The 17,333-nt window shown below is 37.6% G+C and carries 17 protein-coding genes and 1 pseudogene; 6 read left to right on the forward strand and 12 right to left on the reverse strand.

Annotated elements, in window-relative coordinates:
* Positions 1–231: 231 nt before the first annotated feature.
* From E6H07_11170 to E6H07_11180, 3 genes and pseudogenes are all read right to left on the reverse strand, one after another.
* Positions 232–972: a hypothetical protein gene (locus tag E6H07_11170; GenBank protein ID TMI63343.1), complete on the reverse strand. Its 741-nt coding sequence runs from the start codon at positions 970–972 to the stop codon at positions 232–234.
* Positions 973–1,139: 167 nt separating this feature from the next.
* Complete coding sequence (locus E6H07_11175; protein ID TMI63748.1) at positions 1,140–1,472, reverse strand: DUF559 domain-containing protein; 333 nt, start codon at positions 1,470–1,472, stop codon at positions 1,140–1,142.
* Positions 1,473–1,661: 189 nt separating this feature from the next.
* Positions 1,662–2,043: pseudogene (locus E6H07_11180) on the reverse strand (alpha/beta hydrolase).
* 209 nt (positions 2,044–2,252) lie between these two features.
* Between E6H07_11180 and E6H07_11185 the strand changes: the two are divergent.
* The 5 genes from E6H07_11185 to E6H07_11205 all read left to right on the forward strand — a co-directional run bounded on the left by E6H07_11185 (position 2,253) and on the right by E6H07_11205 (position 6,262).
* Positions 2,253–2,831 (forward strand): Crp/Fnr family transcriptional regulator, encoded by a 579-nt coding sequence (locus E6H07_11185; protein TMI63344.1) that lies wholly within the window; start codon positions 2,253–2,255, stop codon positions 2,829–2,831.
* Positions 2,832–3,041: 210 nt separating this feature from the next.
* Entirely contained in the window at positions 3,042–3,326 is a 285-nt protein-coding gene (locus E6H07_11190; GenBank protein TMI63345.1) for a hypothetical protein, read from the forward strand.
* 128 nt (positions 3,327–3,454) lie between these two features.
* Complete coding sequence (locus tag E6H07_11195) at positions 3,455–4,705, forward strand: hypothetical protein (protein TMI63346.1); 1,251 nt, start codon at positions 3,455–3,457, stop codon at positions 4,703–4,705.
* A 248-nt stretch (positions 4,706–4,953) separates the two neighbouring features.
* Entirely contained in the window at positions 4,954–5,340 is a 387-nt protein-coding gene (locus E6H07_11200) for a DUF559 domain-containing protein (GenBank protein TMI63347.1), read from the forward strand.
* 373 nt (positions 5,341–5,713) lie between these two features.
* Positions 5,714–6,262 (forward strand): cupin domain-containing protein, encoded by a 549-nt coding sequence (locus tag E6H07_11205; GenBank protein ID TMI63348.1) that lies wholly within the window; start codon positions 5,714–5,716, stop codon positions 6,260–6,262.
* A gap of 91 nt (positions 6,263–6,353) precedes the next feature.
* Here E6H07_11205 and E6H07_11210 read toward each other — a convergent pair whose 3' ends face one another.
* The 6 genes from E6H07_11210 to E6H07_11235 all read right to left on the reverse strand — a co-directional run bounded on the left by E6H07_11210 (position 6,354) and on the right by E6H07_11235 (position 12,048).
* Positions 6,354–7,022: a DUF664 domain-containing protein gene (locus E6H07_11210; GenBank protein TMI63349.1), complete on the reverse strand. Its 669-nt coding sequence runs from the start codon at positions 7,020–7,022 to the stop codon at positions 6,354–6,356.
* A gap of 303 nt (positions 7,023–7,325) precedes the next feature.
* On the reverse strand, positions 7,326–8,840 hold the full coding sequence (locus E6H07_11215) for a DUF839 domain-containing protein (protein TMI63350.1): 1,515 nt from the start codon (positions 8,838–8,840) through the stop codon (positions 7,326–7,328).
* Between the two features lie 259 nt (positions 8,841–9,099).
* Positions 9,100–9,657: a hypothetical protein gene (locus E6H07_11220; GenBank protein TMI63351.1), complete on the reverse strand. Its 558-nt coding sequence runs from the start codon at positions 9,655–9,657 to the stop codon at positions 9,100–9,102.
* 197 nt (positions 9,658–9,854) lie between these two features.
* A complete protein-coding gene (locus E6H07_11225) occupies positions 9,855–10,514 on the reverse strand; it encodes a hypothetical protein (GenBank protein ID TMI63352.1) in 660 nt (219 codons plus the stop codon).
* Between the two features lie 36 nt (positions 10,515–10,550).
* Complete coding sequence (locus tag E6H07_11230) at positions 10,551–11,021, reverse strand: HNH endonuclease (GenBank protein ID TMI63353.1); 471 nt, start codon at positions 11,019–11,021, stop codon at positions 10,551–10,553.
* 43 nt (positions 11,022–11,064) lie between these two features.
* On the reverse strand, positions 11,065–12,048 hold the full coding sequence (locus E6H07_11235) for an EVE domain-containing protein (GenBank protein ID TMI63749.1): 984 nt from the start codon (positions 12,046–12,048) through the stop codon (positions 11,065–11,067).
* Positions 12,049–12,572: 524 nt separating this feature from the next.
* On the opposite strand from E6H07_11235, the gene E6H07_11240 reads away from it, so the two are divergent.
* Positions 12,573–13,877, forward strand: a complete 1,305-nt coding sequence (locus E6H07_11240; GenBank protein ID TMI63354.1) for a hypothetical protein — start codon at positions 12,573–12,575, stop codon at positions 13,875–13,877.
* Between the two features lie 178 nt (positions 13,878–14,055).
* Here E6H07_11240 and preA read toward each other — a convergent pair whose 3' ends face one another.
* From preA to E6H07_11255, 3 genes are all read right to left on the reverse strand, one after another.
* Complete coding sequence (preA, locus tag E6H07_11245) at positions 14,056–15,324, reverse strand: NAD-dependent dihydropyrimidine dehydrogenase subunit PreA (protein ID TMI63355.1); 1,269 nt, start codon at positions 15,322–15,324, stop codon at positions 14,056–14,058.
* Positions 15,325–15,446: 122 nt separating this feature from the next.
* On the reverse strand, positions 15,447–15,824 hold the full coding sequence (locus E6H07_11250; GenBank protein ID TMI63356.1) for a GxxExxY protein: 378 nt from the start codon (positions 15,822–15,824) through the stop codon (positions 15,447–15,449).
* Between the two features lie 94 nt (positions 15,825–15,918).
* Positions 15,919–17,283 (reverse strand): NAD(P)-dependent oxidoreductase, encoded by a 1,365-nt coding sequence (locus E6H07_11255; protein TMI63357.1) that lies wholly within the window; start codon positions 17,281–17,283, stop codon positions 15,919–15,921.
* Between the last annotated feature and the right edge of the window lie 50 nt (positions 17,284–17,333).

Here is a 17,333-nt window from a genome sequence, read left to right on the forward strand (position 1 = left end):
CTACAAAACCATCAAGCGATATGTGCATAAATGAAATTATTTTTCTCATATGATTCTATTTTTATTAGTGATTTTAAAATTACCGCTAACCCGCAGCTTTGCGAAAGTTTTGTAAAGAAAGTTAATTCATTTTTTGTTTTTGTGCGAAGAACAAAAGAAGAAAAAAACTGTCCTCATCATTCATTTATGTTGTACTGGCTGTATGGCAAGCCCCCCGGCGGACGGAGCTTTTCAATCCAGGTGATATTCCTTCTGAAGATAGGTTAGCAATCTTACCGCTTTTTCACGGTATTGTTTTTCAAAAAGTATAGAAGTCGCCATAGCTCCCTTTGCATTTCTTATCATACTGTAAAGCTGACGTATCGCCGGCATATCATATTTAATAAAGACTTCCTTGTTTTGAAGAACTTGCTTTGGAATATTTTCTTCAATTGTTAATGAAGGAGTCGGCATATCCATTAACTCCTGTGCTTTGCGAGTAATATCCCAAGAGCAGGTATTATAATATTCATTATTAAAAACTATATTCCGGTAAAAATTATAAACCAGGTTTATCGAATCAACTACTTTCTCATTCCTGATAAAATTAAATCCTCCCGCTTTCAATTGTGTGATCGTATTATCGTTTTGGATAAAAACTTGCAACCAGCTATAATATGGCAGGAAATGATAAAAAAAAGTATCCTGAGTGTTTATATTTTTTAAACGGTCAATTGGTATTTGCAGAGCACTGTCCAGGTGATCGCTCCATAACTGGTTATAGTAAATGGCAAAATTAACATCAGCAGTATCAGCCTTCAGATCAGCCACCAGGTTTTGTATATAGTGATGTGCTTTTTCTTTATTAATAATTGTCTCCCTATAGTTTTCTGCCAGGAAGCCACAGAACACAGCAAGGAATAACATTAAGAATTCCCAGAAATAATGTGTCCATTTTTTTCTTGCGGTGTGAGTGTGGGCATGTACTTCCATAATTGGTGGTGCTTGTTTTATGTTGATGGAGCAGGAAGTTAATTCATTTACAGTTGTTGCTTCGAAGAACTATGTAGTACAAAATAGGACTGTATAATGTCCCTCCCGATAGCTATCGGGACGGGGGTCGGATGGACGATCATTTTAAATTTTCAAATGGGGGTGGACTAAACTTGCGGATCAATTTTCTTTTCAATCCAATCTTCGAGATAATTATACACTGCCCGAATTTGATTCAATACTTCTTCATCACTGAAACGAAGCACAGTAAAGCCAGCCGATTCTAACGCCTTTTGCCTGGTCTCATCTTTTTTAATAGCTTCTTCCGAGTGATGAGTTATTCCATCTACTTCAATTATCAACATTAATTCCTTGCACATAAAATCCGCGATGTAATTCAATACTGTTCTTTGACGCCTGAATTGAAAATTTTTCATTTTACCTGCCCGTAAAACATACTTCCACAAACAAGCTTCTGTCCCGATAGCTATCGGGATCATCTCTTTACGTAGACGATTGGCGTAAGGCTGCAAATTCTTATTGTAAAAATGATTGTCGTGCTTGCTATTCACAGACTGAAATTACAAATTATGAGGAATGTCTTGTCCACCCCTAATTTATAATTTCATTTAAATCGCAGTACTTCCCCCGCCAGCGGGGGACAATGTGCACTCTGCTTTACAGACGTATTAGAGTTTTTCGTACCAATCTAAAACATGATCGGCTATCTTTTCCCAACCTGGCTCCCCGCAAATGAAATGACTTTTGCCTTCAAATATTTTTACATCAACCCGGCTATTTGCATCCTTGTATAGAGTGACCAATAACTAATGGCTTTTCAGGTAAGCCATCAATTAATTGAGCGATATTGTTTACAATATCTATGAAACCCATCTTAACGAGGTCAGGATGAACTTTTGCTCTTAATTCAGCAGGATTCCCCTCATGCCCGGGGTTTGCAGGAGTATAAACATTGTATCCTTTTTGTTCATAGTAGTGTTTCCATTCTGTCCAACTGCTGTTGTTCACAAAATTTCCGTGAATGAGTACGATTGTTTTTGATTTTGCCATAGTTTTTATTTTTTTAAAGATGTAAAACTGATATTCTTTTCTATGGCCTCAATCGTAAAATCTTTGCTTAAGCAATTTCTAGGAGAGGAAGATAATGATTTTTGGTTATAGCCGCGAACAACTATACTGAAAACAAATGAGAACACTAAGGACAGACGGGGAATGACATATTTTAAAGTCTAGATCAATTTTCTTATCTTTTAGCTATCATGTATGAAGTATTGACAAGATCACTTCTGGCTAAAGCATCTTTTAGTGAAGAAGACTTGCAGAAATGCAAGGATAATTTTGTTCCCAAAAAAATAAGGAAGAGACAATATGTATTGCAGGAAGGTGATGTTTGCAATAGATCAACTTTTATTGAAAAAGGTGCGTTGTATTCTTATACTATTAATGATAAAGGCACACAGCATGTGATCCAATTTGCATTTGAAGGCTGGTGGATCGGTGACCTGTATAGTTTTCTAACCGGTGAGCCATCAAAAATGAATATCGAGGCCCTGGAGGATAGTGATGTGCTCACTATTGAACGGCAGGATCATTTCAAACTTTTAGGTGAAATACCTAAATATGAGACATATTACAGGATACTATTCCAGGATGCCTATGTTGCATTGCAACGTAGAGTATCAATTACAATTGGATTAACCGCAGAGGAAAAATATCAACGGCTGGTCAACCAATATCATTCATTCATTAATCGTGTACCTCTTCATATGATCGCTTCTTACCTGGGTGTTTCTCCCGAAACATTGAGTCGTATCAGGAAACAAATGCTTCACCAATAAGGCCTTGATATTTATCAAGCTTTTTTTTTGTTAAATGTCATTGGAGCTGCCCCTAGCTTCAAAGTAGATTGCATGTATTAACCAAAAAAAAATTGAAATGATGTTTTGATCGATAAAGTCGAAAGTGCCGAACAACGACTTTAAAAATAAAGTAGGCAACAGGGAAGCTGAAAACTGTTTAGAGTAAGCACCAATACTAAATTGAAAAAAATGACAACGATTGTAATTCGTCACAAAGTAGGTAACATCGATAGATGGTTGAAAGGACACGAGGATCGGGTTGAGATATTCTCAAAATTTGCGTCCGGGTTTGAAACTTTACAGGATACGAACGATCCAAACTCGGTTGTTTTGATTGCAGAAGTTTTTGATGTGGAAGCCATGCAAGCTGTTTTGAGTAACCCGGATATAATTCAAAAGATCGCAAAAGAAAAACACACGGTTCTTGAACCTATTACTGTTTCAATGCCAGTTTTGGTGGCTGAAACAGTATAAGATCATATGCCTTTAAAACTGATTTTAAACAAATAAAGCCAATGTTTCATTGGCTTTATTTGTGCTATATTGTAATAAAAATTGCTTGCTGACTCATTCCCATTGAACACACTTAATAATAACAACTCGTGAAATCAATAACAGAATCAGGTTTCGCAAACCAGTCAAACGTTTCTTCCGGAGGCCGGGTTCATGTAATTGGCGCAGGACCGGTTGGTCTTATGATCACTGCCTTATTTCAAACAATGGAAGAGTTCTCCGTTCGCTTATACGAAAAGAGACCGAATTATACCCGTACGCGGATGGTTAAGCTCTCTTCATTCCTTACTGCTGATTCAGTGGATAGCTATTGTGCCGATCATATTGATGCCGAGAATCTGGCAGCCGTATTTGATATTGCCGAAATTCAGGAAACACTTGCATTCAGGCGAACTATCCCGGAGGACCTGATGTCACTTCTCCATGAATGGGTTAAGGGGTTCGCACCACTTAATTCTATCGAACAAGGACTCAGTGACCTCATCGACAACCGCGGTTCAAATAATGTGGAACGGATTGTAACGAATCTGACTGCGGAGCAGGCAATAGCATTGCTTAAGCCGGGAGATATACTGATCGACTGTTCCGGTTGTAAGTCACTACTAAGGGATCACCTTTCACCTGGTCCGGCTATTGGCAACAAAGACGCCAACACATTCAACATTCAACTTGAATATGCAATTGTTATCACTTTCCTGTACGGCCAGGAATACCAATGTAACGAGCACTGTAAATACTACAAGAATGCAGGAAACCTACATTATAAATTTATTCCTGCCGTTGATCGTGTGTGTTACGATGGTAATATCACTTTTGTTTCTGGCATTGTTAAAATAACGCCCAAAGATTACGAGTCGATGCCGACAACATTCGATGGTCAGTGGCTTCGTATACACTTCCCCCAGGTTGCTCGATCAATGGACAACTTTATCGACAAGATAAAACAGGAAACTCATGGAGAATTAATTGGCGACCTGGATATAGTTCGAATTCCATTGAACCTGTATAGAGCTAATAACGCAACTAATCGGAAATGGCTTGCTGAAGGGGGCAATGAGCACCCGTTCAACACTTCACCGGTATTTGTGGTTGGCGATGCTGCCCTCGGCTCTCCCTATTTTCAATCGATTTCGCTGGGCTTAGAATCTGCAATACATCTGGCCGGACTTATAGGACAGCGCAATCTGCCTCTTCCGGAAATGCTCAATCGTTACGAACTATACATGTATAAGCAATGGCTCCGTGTATATATGCGAAGCAAGATGATAAAACACAATAAGGATCTTTTAGAGACGATGGATGATCCATTTGGACTACTGGAACTGCTACATATTTATTAGTACAAATTCGTCTATAGTTTTACATATTCTAAGATTTACAAACTATCAAAAAAAATCGGGTACTGGCTGTGGGGCAAGACCCCGGCGGACAGATAAGCCATCATTTGCTAATGCAGCTTACCATTTATCAGACATTTATTTTCATTTACCTTAATTAAGTTGATTTAGCCATTTCTTCATTGTTGTACTGGCTGTGGGGCAAGACCCTGGGCGGATGGAAATCTTCAACATAATTGTAATTTTAATACATGACCGACGGACACAGCAATCATTACTACAATAAGAATCTTCAACCGTATGCTAATCGCTTACGTAAAGAAATGACCAAAGCAGAAGCTTGTTTATGGAAATATGTTTTGCGTGCAGGGAAAATGAAAGGTTTCCAGTTCAGACGGCAACGGTCAGTGTTAATTTATATTGCGGATTTCATGTGCAAAGAGTTAATGCTTATAATTGAAGTGGATGGAAGTATTCATCAACTGGAAGAAATTACTAAGAATGATAAAATAAGACAGAAGGCATTGGAAGAAGCTGGCTTTACAGTTCTTCGGTTTACTAATGAAGAAGTGTTGGAGAATATTAATGCTGTGTATAGTTATTTGGAGGATTGGGTTGAAAAGAAATTGGGTAAGTAGTTTTAACGCTATTCGAAATTCAGACTGTGCATTGTCTTCTGTATTTTACGCCTTACTAAAATAAGACTGATAATGTCCCCCGCTGGCGGGGGCCGGATAGTCGATTCTCATGCTTTATCAAATTGGGGTGGACTAAATGCGGCGATTAAAGTCCACCCCAATTTGTAACTGGGTTTATGATTGAAGTACTTCCCCCGCCAGCGGGGGACAATAATGCACTCTACTTTGGATAACTAATGCTGCTGCCTTCTTCATTCATTTATGGATCATTTTTCGGCAGATATAATTATAGCTCAATAATTCATGACGAGTCTTCTGTCAATGAACAAAACGCAGTTATTCCTTACTTTTGAACTAACCAAAACCACCATTTATGTATCAATACCCACACACGATTGAAAATAAATTTGGAGAGAAGCTGGTCTTTGTAGAACGGATAAAAGAACCTGATGGCGATAAATTAATAACTGAGGGTTTTGTCGAACCAAAGGCAGGTCCTCCTATTCATGTTCACTGGAAGCAAGAAGAAAGTCTCACAGTTATCAGTGGTAAAATGGGAATCTTGATACCTGGAAAGGAACCCGTTTATTATGGTCCAGGTGAAACTGTAACTTTTATGCGTGGCACCTGGCATAAATTCTGGAACGCCGGCGAAGATGAATTACATGTGAAAGGATGGGTAAAGCCTGCTAATAATATTGAATATTTTTTGGAAGGGGTTTACAAGGCATTAGATGAAGGAAAACATGATCGTCCTGAAATAAAAAGGATCGCTTTTCTTACGATGTATTACAGATCTGAATTTGCTACAGGTGACATACCTGCTGTTGTAAGAAAAGTAATTATTCCTGCTACGTATTATATTGGTAAATTAACTGGTGCACATAAAAAGTTTACTGATGCACCTGCGCCATTGAAATGATCTTCCATCATGAAATTCGTTCCGATGCGTGGGGACATGCATCAGGGCGTTTATTTGTTACGGACACGAACCAAGGCTGAGATATACATTTTCAATCATTACCTGCCTTAGCTCCCGGCAGTCTGCTTTTTATCCACTTAATTTGTCCATTGTGATTCGATTCATGTTCGCATACATGGAACCACTTACAGTAATTATTTGTAGGCTGGTTTGCAAAACCATGAGGGTCTACTTTCATTAACCACTCATCATCACGTTTCTTAAACTCAGCTATTGTTTTTTCACGAGTCTCTTTTAAAATGTTAAGGTAATAATCAAGATCATTTCCTTTAATTATTTTACGACCTTCATCCCCAAGGTTAAGAGCGGCACCCCATTTGGCTTTTTCATTATCATCAAACTGGAAATTACGCCCTTCAAAAGTATTCTGCTGGTACGAATACTCTACTGCAGCTAAGTGTAAAAGCATGGCACCAATAGTGTTTGCCTTTAAGTCATGCAAATAATCAAGATCTTCCTTTGTCATATTTGTAGCTGAACGTAAAACCACAATTCGCATCAAATTCATCATAGAAACAAGTGTTCCGATCTGTGGAGAAAATCCTTCTTTAGGCCCTATTATATAAATGCTTTCCTCTGGAGTTTTATCCATGGCCAGGTTTAGTTGGGGAAAAAATGCTATTCCAGTTAGTCCAGTTGTAAAACATGTCGTTGTTTTAATAAAGTTCCTGCGACCGAATCCTTTTGTTTTCTCTTTCATAAAAAATTGTTTAAGGGAAAGTCAATTTAATTGAAAATCCCAAGCATAATTCCGAATAATTTTCTGCTAACTCTCTGCTTAGCGAAAGTTCTTGTACAGAAAGTTAATGATTTCCAATTGTAAGTTGTACAGAATAAATAAATGCATTTCAACTTTTCCAGCTCCTGGTGCAGAGAACTATGGAAGAAAGCTACGATACCTAAGCTCCCGGGGCCTGCTTTCTTCATTCATTTAGGTTGTGCTGGTTGTGGGGCAAGACCCCGGCCAACGGAAAATGATTTTTCAAATGCGTTAGCATCAGTTTTATTCCTGGCAAGGTACAGCCACAGAAGAGATCACTCCTGTATTGCTAACTGTAATTTTCCAGCAATTACCATTAGGAGATTTTAGAATAACTCCTGTACCAAGTGTTTCTAATGATACATCACCATTTCTTACCTGCAATTTTGCCTTTGGGCTATCTGTACCAACACCGACATTATTAGTATTATTTGTAACAAAGCAACCATCACCATTAATACATCCAAGATTACTGTTTAATGCTATTGCGATAGCAATATCTTTTTCAAAGCCAATGCTGTTTCCGGCAGCATCAATTTGAAGATCTGAATTATTAGATGCAGTCGGATGCTGAAATGACATAAACAGGAACTTATAATCAGGCGAAAAAGTAATGCCCGTTGGTTCCGATCCTGCAGGGGCAATTCCAAACAATTTTACATTGGGAGCGGCCTGTGTATGGTTACTCATCACTACCCAGATATAGTTATTGCTACCATCCTGAAGAACCCATAAATTACCTTGCTCATCAAATGCTAAGTTATCATTTCCGGTTCCCCAGGGAGTGAGAACGGTTCCACCTGCATGAGTAATATTATAGGATGCATTACCTACAAAAGTTTCCATTGCAGAAGTAGTGGTTCCGGAAATGGGATCAGCATCCAATAACCGGTATACCCTGTCTTCACCTTTTACGGAAAAATATACTTTTCCGTCGGGGCCAATCTCTACATCTTCTATTCCGTTAAAAGCTGTAGCACCTGCAGCACCACCCAATGTCATTGTATTATTCCTGTCAGCCTGGGTCGTATTATTTATCAGCACCCAATTGCCATTTCCTGTTTTGGGTCCTGTATATACATACAATGATCCGGCAGACAGGTCATCCATTGCAGTGGCAACAAACTTATACAGGTAACCGGGATTTGCATCATTGCCAAAATAAGCCGTTCTCCTGTTTGAATGAATGGCAATATTTTCTTTAGCTCCGCATCCCATGGCCCATAGTTTTCTTACAACTGTTTTAGTAGAAGGATTAATTTCTACATGCCAGCCCAGGTCATTATAACCATCTGTATTTACATCAGCAGTTGAAATTACTTCTTCACAGGTTATGATATTCCCCCATGGAGTTAAACCGCCGGAACAATTCCTGGCCGTACCTGCAACGGAAGCAAAATTTAATGCTGTTGCCCCGTTTTTATTCCAGAGTTTGGTGATTGGATTAAAAGAAACATTCATGGCTGTAACACCACCGGGTGTTAATTCATGATTAATACTCAGGTAACCATTTGTTGAGGATCCTGCAATTGGCATATAACCTGTAAAATCAAAATTATCCATCATGGTGCCAACAGGAAGTGGATCGCCATGTTCCATAATTTTTTGAAACCGGTGTGTAGCAGATGGAAATATAAAATTGCTTGTTTGAGCCGTAGGATTTACAGAAACAAAATTTGAAAGGCTTTGACTGTATAGTTCGTTATAAGGGAAGAAAAACAAACATGCAATGCGAATAATGCATTTTACCGGTTTCATAAGAATTAATTTTAAATAGGTTTTTGAAATCAGGATCTTCAAATTTAAGATAAAATTTCCTTCCTTAAGTGCCACTAAATTTCAAACCAACTCTTCGGCGATGAGCCTCCGCAAGGGACTCAACCGGATACTGATATTATGATAACCATTATGATATTCATTCCGATGCGTGGGGCGACATCGGGGCGTTTTATTTTGTTACGGACACGACGCAAGGCTGAGAACAAATGTGACTGTTGGATGTAGTTTTTTTTCTTCGTTACGGTGCTGCTATTTTCTTTGCATCAACAATAATCCAGCGTTTTTGTTTTTTACCTGTTTTCTCCATTGCACCACTTTCTCCGTTGTATTCAAGAACATCCATAAGTTTGTGCTTTAGAGTTACACTATAAGTTTGTCCTTTCAATGCAGGGCAGCCTTCATGGCCTTCACATTTGTTCATTATTTCTTTAATGGCAGGAATTTCACCTACCCATTCATATTCATCTTCTTTATTCGTTTTGGAATCTCTAAATGTTAAATGGGCAACATCACCAAAATAGAAGGTTGGGCTTTTAAGCATCAAAACTTTCGTGTCTGCAGGAAGTATTGCTTTGGCAGTATCTTGGTTAGCGGTCGTCGATTGTGTATTATTCTTATTTTGAATTGCCGAAATCGAACTTGAAGTGTCATTTGTTGCGCTTTTCTCTTTAAGCTGTAGTTCCTTTTCTTTCAAGGCAAGCTCTTTTTCTTTAAGCTCTAATTCTTTTTGTTTTGTGCTGTTTTGTCCACAAGAAAACAGGGTCACAACTAAAGCAAACAAGATAATGTGTCGCATAATGAAAAGTTTAGGTTGAGAAGATGGTTTGATGAAGGGCTATAAAATTACGGCCAACATTCTGCTTTACGCAAATTCTTGTACAGAAAGTTAATTCATTTTGGCTTTGCTGCGAAGAACTATAGAAGAAAGATGCTGCAAGCTTCCTTCAATTATGTTGTACTGGCTGTGGGACAAGACCCGAGCGGAAGGAAACCTTAGCCGTTGTAAAATTTCCAATTCAATTTGAATTCTTCTTTGATTTCGTATTCCTGTATTTTTTGCATTATTGACTTTCTATGTTCGGCACCAATTAAAAACACTGCTTGATTATATTGGTTTCCTTTGCTGTAATTGTAAATATTCTGAAGCATTGCGTTTTCGCGACTATCGTATTGTTCTGCGTGAAATAATTTGTAAATATCAAGTAGTCTATTCTTCTCGATTTCAGATTCCATAATATTTTTTTCCATAACCTCCTTTTTCTCTAAAAAGTCCAAAAATTTATCACTATTGAGATAATGAAAACCTTCCTGTGCTATCAAAGTCTCTTTCTCATTATCTAACTTTTTATAATCCTCATAATTAAAGAATGTAAGAAACATAAAAAAAATTTCGTCTTGGTATTTAGATAATTTTTGTCTTACATCAATATCGACTGGAAAAATTTTCACGTTATAAACCTCTAAATACTTATTTATTACGTCGGACTCTAAGTTTTTATGACTCTTGGTTATGTAATATTTTTCAAAGTAAGACGGGGGAATTTCTTCAAATATTATTTCAGGATTTATACTCTCAATTATTTTATACAATTCAGATGAATTGCATTTGCCGAGTTCTTCATGTCTTGTACAGATCAAAGTAATATTATACATAACATTCTCTTTGTAAAACAATCTAATGGATGATTGTTATTTTTTGTGATTTGGCTTACGTCGCTTTCTAACATTCATCTCATGTTTAACGAACTCATTTGCGATCTGTAATCCAAGTTCTGAATTACGTAACATCTTTCCTTTCGCCCAAACGCCAAGCTTCAATATTATTTGTAATTCTTCAGAAGCAAAATGCCACCTATAACTATTACATGTCTGGCAACTTGGTAGATAATTATTTTCGTTGTGTTCACCACCAGAACTGTGCGTTTTTACATGATCTGCATGAAATCCATTTAAATGAATTTCTACTCCACAAACGTGACATCTTGAATTAGTCTTTTCCAGAATTAATTTACGTTGTGCCTTTGTAAGTGCTGATCGCTTTTTTCCTTTAAAACTTGCATTTGCTTTCCACCTAATTTTCCTAAGAGTATGTACAAGTTTGACTAAGCCCTTACCAGTTTTAATAGTTCGGAGAAATTGTAATTCAGGTTTTTTTCTCATTTGGAGTTAATTTTTTCAGAAGCATTGCTCAAGTATACTACTTCTATTTATTTTTTATAAGGTCCTTTAACTCTTCAATAGATAAAGGTGGATTTTGTTTATGTAGCATTGCATGACAGTTTGGACAAACTGGCCTAAGGTCATCAATTGGATTTACTTTATACTCTTTGCCGACGGAGGAAATCTGGGTTAAATGGTGAACATGAATAAACTGGTAGCCGATGTTACCATAGTGTTTCTCAAAATTGAAATCACACACTAAACAAGAATAACCAAAATGTTTGAGGCATTCAGTTCTAGCATGAATATTTCTCTCATATCTCGTTTGAGTAACTTGAGCTACTGAACCCTCAAGATATGTTTGCAACAAGTCTTTGTTTTCAATAAACGGGTTGTGCGAAATATTTTGGTTTCTCAAAAATTCAAACCATTCTTCTTCAAGTTCACCAAGAACTTCAGGCTTTATTGAAATTCCAGATGCTTGAGGTGTCCATGTTTGATTTTTTAAATTACCAGCTTTAAGATTGTCAAGCAACAGTATTGGATCTTTTTCAGGATTGAGAAGTATGTCAAATTCAATGACAACTCTTGGTACAAGTTTGTCTTCGCCACTCCAATGTTGAGAAAGAAAAGGTTCTGAAACAACCTTGCCTGATGCAAAAATACCTTTAGGATTAGTACCTAGTTTAACAATGAAAGCTCTATCTCCCGGTCGAACACTTTTATGACTTTTACAACTCCATTTTTGCGTCGCTTTTCCCGTTTTATATAGTTCTTCTATGTTCTCATTAAGGTCTTTCCAATCCCAATTATCAGGATTCCATGCAAACAAAAAAGCTCTTTGTAATGAGATGGGTCTAATGCTGGCAACTAAACCACATTCCTCCAATGCTTCCTTCAATTCAGGTTTAAGTTTCCAAATAAAAAAATCGCCTTTATAATAGCCAGAAAAAAAGAAGTCCCAATATCTTTTGGAGCCATCACTTCTTACACTTTGCTTAATATCATATTTTTTTAAAATACGCATTCCAAGTCCAGCGATTCTTCCAACAACAGCAGCTTTATCCTTCCATCCAATAATTCTAGCGAGATCTGTTGCAGATGCTTCTTGTTTTTCTAAAGAATAAATTGTCTGAAAGATTAGAAGATCATCCGCATCCAAAAGTGGTTTGTCCTGCAGAATCTCTATAAAAGTGTCTTTGTCGATTCGTGGTTTTGCATCCATGCGCTAAGTATTAATATTCACTCGAAACTTTCACTCGAAAGTTAATCCATTTTTCAGTTGTTGGTTCGAAGAACTATGGAAGAAAGATGCCGATAACTCAACACAAATATTGGTATAAAGACAAATAATTTTGGGACGTAAAGAAAATATCAATACGTTTGCACTGCTTATTGGATTATAAGCTCCATTGGTAAAATGGAAAAGCGTCTGGATAGATGCGAGGTATTATGATCGAAAAGTCATTTGGTAAAGGAACGAGCCTAATCTCTTTTCTTCATAATATTTATTTAATTATTTTCTTCGTTCCGATTAAATAAATATTAATCATGAGTAGTTTAATCTTAAAATTAGATCACCCTCATAGCCTTCAGGCTTCATTAGAGGGATTAAAAATTCAGAAATTAGTTTCAAGCATCTCTCCACTCAGCTTCATTAAGCTATTAAAGGAGGCAGACAACAAGGTTAATCCAAGAATTGCTACAGTTAATCCGATTACTAAAAGCATACTTGAGACATTGGAATTTAGTCCAGAGTTATTTTGGTTTAAATCCAAAGGAATTTTGCTCGCTACAGAAACTTGCGAATTATTAGAACGGAACCGCGTCCGCATTTCTCTCGGTAATTTAGATTATGAGGGGATTATGGATGGCGGTCACAACACGTTTGCGGTTGCAATTTATTTAATAGAGCAGCTTTTTGATGTCAAAATAAAAGATTGGGTCAGCTGCAAAGAATTCTGGAATGAAAATTATGAAGAGATTTTGACGAGATATGAAAGTAGAAAAGACGAATTTAAGTTCTCAATTCCAATAGAGATCATTACGCCAAATTCGGAAGATGGAGCAGTAGATGAGTTTTATGATTTTATTTCTGAAATATGTTCTGCCAGAAATAACAACGTTCAATTAAAGGAAACTGCAAAAGGAAATCAAGTAGGCTTTTACGATTACTTAAAGGGAAATTTAGACGAGGAGTTTGAGATTATTTGGAAAACGGGAGATGCAGGGAAAATTAAATCTGAAGATGTAATTAGTTTGTCAACATTAGGGCTGATTTTCTTAAAGGGGAAAGGCGTTTTACCTGAAGAGATTAACGGCCTAAATAAAGTAAGTATTTATTCTCAAAAGGGCAAATGTGTTGACTTCTTTAATGAAGTCATGAAGAATAAAAAAATTAGTGTTGAGGAGAAAGGAAAATATCAATTACGATCAAAAGCGGTAAAATCAGTGTTAGATTTAACAAGCGACATACTTCGCTTTTTCGATCGTTTGTATATTGAATTTCCGAACTTATATCATCAAGCAGCACCTGGAAAATTTGGACGTATATCCTCAGTTGATAATAAAAAAAGTGGAAAGGTCCCATTTCATACAACTGATGAAACCTCCGATTATCAATACTCTCCGGGATTTTTCTATCCTCTAATATGTGGATTAACAAACCTAATGAAATATGATGAAGTGAATGATGCAGTAATCTGGAAGACAAATCCAGTAGATCTTGATTTGTCTAAGCTTGAATTATCGCAATATGTTGAATTGATAAGGATGGTTAATTACGATCCTCAAAAGATAGGAAAGGGTTCTGCATTTTATACTGAAGCCGAAAGTGTATTCGAAAGGCTGAATTAAACCAGTGGAATGTAAAATAAAAAGGACTGCAATTGCAGTCCTTTTTATTTATTTCGAAACTTAGAAATATACAAATGGAAAAATTGTCACTAAATCATGCCGAGTAATGAATCAAGCGTACAAGAGTGCGACGCAACAGAAGCTTAATAGTAGCAATGCAGCTTAGTACATAATCCTCTTAATGATCATTCAGCGGCAATCCTCTTTTCTGAAATTCTATCCAGTTCAAATACTCAGGAGCAACTCGATGCTCTTCCATAGTAATACAATTATCAACGGGGCAAACAAGCATGCAGAGATTGCAGCCAACACATTCTTCATCTTTTACAGTGTAGGTGTTGTAAGGTTTGCCATAGGCCAAATTGATAGATTGATGTGATGCATCTTCACAGGCAATATAACAGAGGCCACAGTGTATGCATTTATCCTGGTTTATTTTAGCAATATGATGATAGTTGATATCCAGATCTTCCCAATGCGTAATGGTGGATACAGACTTGCCAATAAAATCATCGAGTGTTTTAAATCCTTTTTCATCCATCCAGTTGTTCAGCCCTTCGCACATATCTTCAATAATTCGGAAACCATATTTCATAGCAGCCGTGCATACCTGCACATTGCTTGCACCCAGCAACATAAACTCTACCGCATCTTTCCATGTGCTTACACCACCAATTCCTGAAATAGGAACTGTCTTTGTCAGATCATCCTGCGCAATAGTAGTTAGCATTTTTAATGCAATAGGTTTTACTGCCGGTCCGCAATAACCACCAAAGACAGATTTACCCGCCACATAAGGATTGGGTACGAGTGTATCCAGGTCAACACCTGTTACAGATTGTATGGTATTGATCAATGACAACGCATTGGTGCCTGCTTTTACTACTGATCTTCCTGTTGGTACCACCGAGTGTACATTGGGTGTAAGTTTGGTTATTACCGGGATATGTGCTGCTTCCATTACCCATTCCACTACCATGCAGGCTATCTCGGGGTCCTGCCCAACAGCGGCACCCATTCCACGTTCTGTCATTCCATGCGGGCAACCAAAATTCAGTTCCAGTCCATGTGCTCCTGTGTCTTCTACTTTTTTTATGAGTTCATGCCAGCTTTTTTTATCATTGTCTGCCATCAGCGAAACAATCATTGCACGGTCAGGAAATAATTTTATGCATTCAGCAATTTCCTGCAGGTTTAGATCAAGCGGACGATCACTAATGAGTTCTATATTATTAAAGCCCATCATTTTTCCACCATTAAAATCAACAGCCGAATATCTTGATGAAACATTTTTTACCTGGCTGCCAAGTGTTTTCCAAACCACACCGCCCCAGCCGGCTTCAAATGCACGAAGCACATTATATTTTTTATCGGTGGGAGGCGCACTCGCCAACCAATACGGATTGGGTGACTTGATTCCTAAAAATGTTGAGGTTATGTCGGCCATGTTTTTCTTTTTTGTTGCAAACAAATATTTCACGCAAAGGCGCAAAGAATACAGATAAGACGCCAAGAAAACCTTTGCGTCTTTGCTCCTTGGCGTCTTTGCGTGAAACCAGGGAGCTAAGTTTATAAGTTATTTACTATTCTGTGAATCCCGTCTTTGATAAGAGCTACATTAAAATTTATTAAAAGACCAAGCTTACATCCTGTTAATTTCAAGTAAGTCTGTACTTGTTTATAATGAACTGGTGCTAATAATTCAACTGATTTTAATTCTACCACAACTTTGTTATCGATTATCACATCTGCTCTGAAACCCGCATCCATTTTTATTGTTTCATGAACCAATGGGATTGGATGTTGTTTCAAATAAGGAATATTTTTCTTTCCCCATTCATAACAGAAAACTTCTTCATAAACACTTTCAAACAAACCGGGTCCATACTGTGTATGAATCTTAAAGCACAGATCTACTACTTCTTTAGCTATTTCATTTTCAGTCATTCTTCCTTTTTATTTCTCGCAAAGACGCAAAGTGAAAAACCAAGACGCCAAGAAATACTTTGCGCCTTTGCCCCTTGGCGTCTTTGCGTGAAACCTACGCAAGCCCCAAATATTTTAAAATTGCTGCAGCTCCTAGTTTTCCATCTTGAACTGCATCAACAACTTCTTTACCACCATTCACTGCATCTCCTCCTGCGAAAACACCTTTTATATTTGTTGAACAGTTTTTATCGATTACCAACTTTCCGTTTTTGTTTTCCAGTTTATTTTTCTTTATTAATTTTTCAAATGGCACTTGTCCCGCTGCTTTTATTACCATATCAACATCCAGCTTAAAAGTTTCGCCTGTATCAACCGGGCTTCTTCTTCCGCCAGGATCAGCTTCGCCGAGTTCCATAACACTACAAACCAAAGTTTTCACTTTTCCCTTTTCACCTTTCACTTTCTTCGGTGCGGCAAGCCAGATGATCTTGCAACCATCCTGTTTGGCAATATTCAATTCAAATTCCGTACAAGGCATTTCATCCTGTGTTCTCCGATAGATCATTGTCACTTCTTTTGCGCCTAATCGTTTTGCCTGTGTAGCAGCATCAATTGCTGTCATTCCCATTCCGATCACTGCTACTTTATCTCCAACCGGTACAGTTGAATAGCCTTTGTCACGAATATCATAAATGAATTGAATGGCATCAACCACTCCTTCGAGTTTTTCACCTGGGATATCCAATTGTCTTGCTACACCAACCCCGATGCCGAGATAAACAGCATCAAAGTCTTTTTTCAATTGAGACAGTGTAATGTCTTTTCCTAGTTCCTGGTTGTATTTTATTTCGATACCACCAAGAGCAGTGATATAGTTTACTTCATCTTCGCAAAATTGTGGTGTTACTTTATAGGCTGCAATTCCATAGGTCATCAAACCACCGCCTTTAGCTTCTTTTTCAAAAATGGTTACATCAATTCCTTCTCTTGACAAAACATGAGCACAACTTAATCCTGCAGGACCAGCGCCAACAATGGCAACTTTTTTGCCCCCGGCCCCTAAAGGGGAGTCAGGAAGTTTCTTTCTTTCGAAGAGTTGCCAGTTATTTTCTAATGCTATAGCGGTTGAATATTGTTGAAGCCTGGCAATTTGAATGGGTTCTTCTTCCAGTAAATTATATACACATGCACCTTCACATAATTTTTCTACGGGACAAACTTTACTACAGCCAGCTCCCATAATATTTGAAGAAAGAATAGTATGTGCGGAGCCTTTTACATTATCAGTAGAGATCTGCTTAATAAATTTTGGAACATCAATACTTGTCGGGCAACTTTTTGTACATGGCGCATCATAACAAAATATACAGCGGTTCGCTTCCACCACTGCCGCTGTCTTATTTTCAAACGGCGGACGAATGTCGGCGAAGTTTTCTTCGTATTGTTCGTTTGAAAGCCTGTTGTTATCAATTGCCATAGAAACCCCTCCCGGCCTCCCCTAAAGGGGAGGAGTCCACTCACAAAACC

It is taken from the genome of Bacteroidota bacterium (genome assembly GCA_005882315.1).
Classification (GTDB): Bacteria; Bacteroidota; Bacteroidia; order Chitinophagales; family Chitinophagaceae; genus VBAR01.

Coding starts and splice junctions, on each gene's coding strand:
- E6H07_11205 (TMI63348.1), top strand. CDS start 5,714: ATGTATCAATACCCACACACGATTGAAAATAAATTTGGAGAGAAGCTG.
- E6H07_11215 (TMI63350.1), bottom strand. CDS start 8,840: ATGAAACCGGTAAAATGCATTATTCGCATTGCATGTTTGTTTTTCTTC.
- E6H07_11235 (TMI63749.1), bottom strand. CDS start 12,048: ATGCGTATTTTAAAAAAATATGATATTAAGCAAAGTGTAAGAAGTGAT.
- E6H07_11175 (TMI63748.1), bottom strand. CDS start 1,472: ATGATCCCGATAGCTATCGGGACAGAAGCTTGTTTGTGGAAGTATGTT.
- E6H07_11250 (TMI63356.1), bottom strand. CDS start 15,824: ATGACTGAAAATGAAATAGCTAAAGAAGTAGTAGATCTGTGCTTTAAG.
- preA (TMI63355.1), bottom strand. CDS start 15,324: ATGGCCGACATAACCTCAACATTTTTAGGAATCAAGTCACCCAATCCG.
- E6H07_11255 (TMI63357.1), bottom strand. CDS start 17,283: ATGGCAATTGATAACAACAGGCTTTCAAACGAACAATACGAAGAAAAC.
- E6H07_11190 (TMI63345.1), top strand. CDS start 3,042: ATGACAACGATTGTAATTCGTCACAAAGTAGGTAACATCGATAGATGG.
- E6H07_11225 (TMI63352.1), bottom strand. CDS start 10,514: ATGTATAATATTACTTTGATCTGTACAAGACATGAAGAACTCGGCAAA.
- E6H07_11220 (TMI63351.1), bottom strand. CDS start 9,657: ATGCGACACATTATCTTGTTTGCTTTAGTTGTGACCCTGTTTTCTTGT.
- E6H07_11210 (TMI63349.1), bottom strand. CDS start 7,022: ATGAAAGAGAAAACAAAAGGATTCGGTCGCAGGAACTTTATTAAAACA.
- E6H07_11240 (TMI63354.1), top strand. CDS start 12,573: ATGAGTAGTTTAATCTTAAAATTAGATCACCCTCATAGCCTTCAGGCT.
- E6H07_11170 (TMI63343.1), bottom strand. CDS start 972: ATGGAAGTACATGCCCACACTCACACCGCAAGAAAAAAATGGACACAT.
- E6H07_11185 (TMI63344.1), top strand. CDS start 2,253: ATGTATGAAGTATTGACAAGATCACTTCTGGCTAAAGCATCTTTTAGT.
- E6H07_11200 (TMI63347.1), top strand. CDS start 4,954: ATGACCGACGGACACAGCAATCATTACTACAATAAGAATCTTCAACCG.
- E6H07_11230 (TMI63353.1), bottom strand. CDS start 11,021: ATGAGAAAAAAACCTGAATTACAATTTCTCCGAACTATTAAAACTGGT.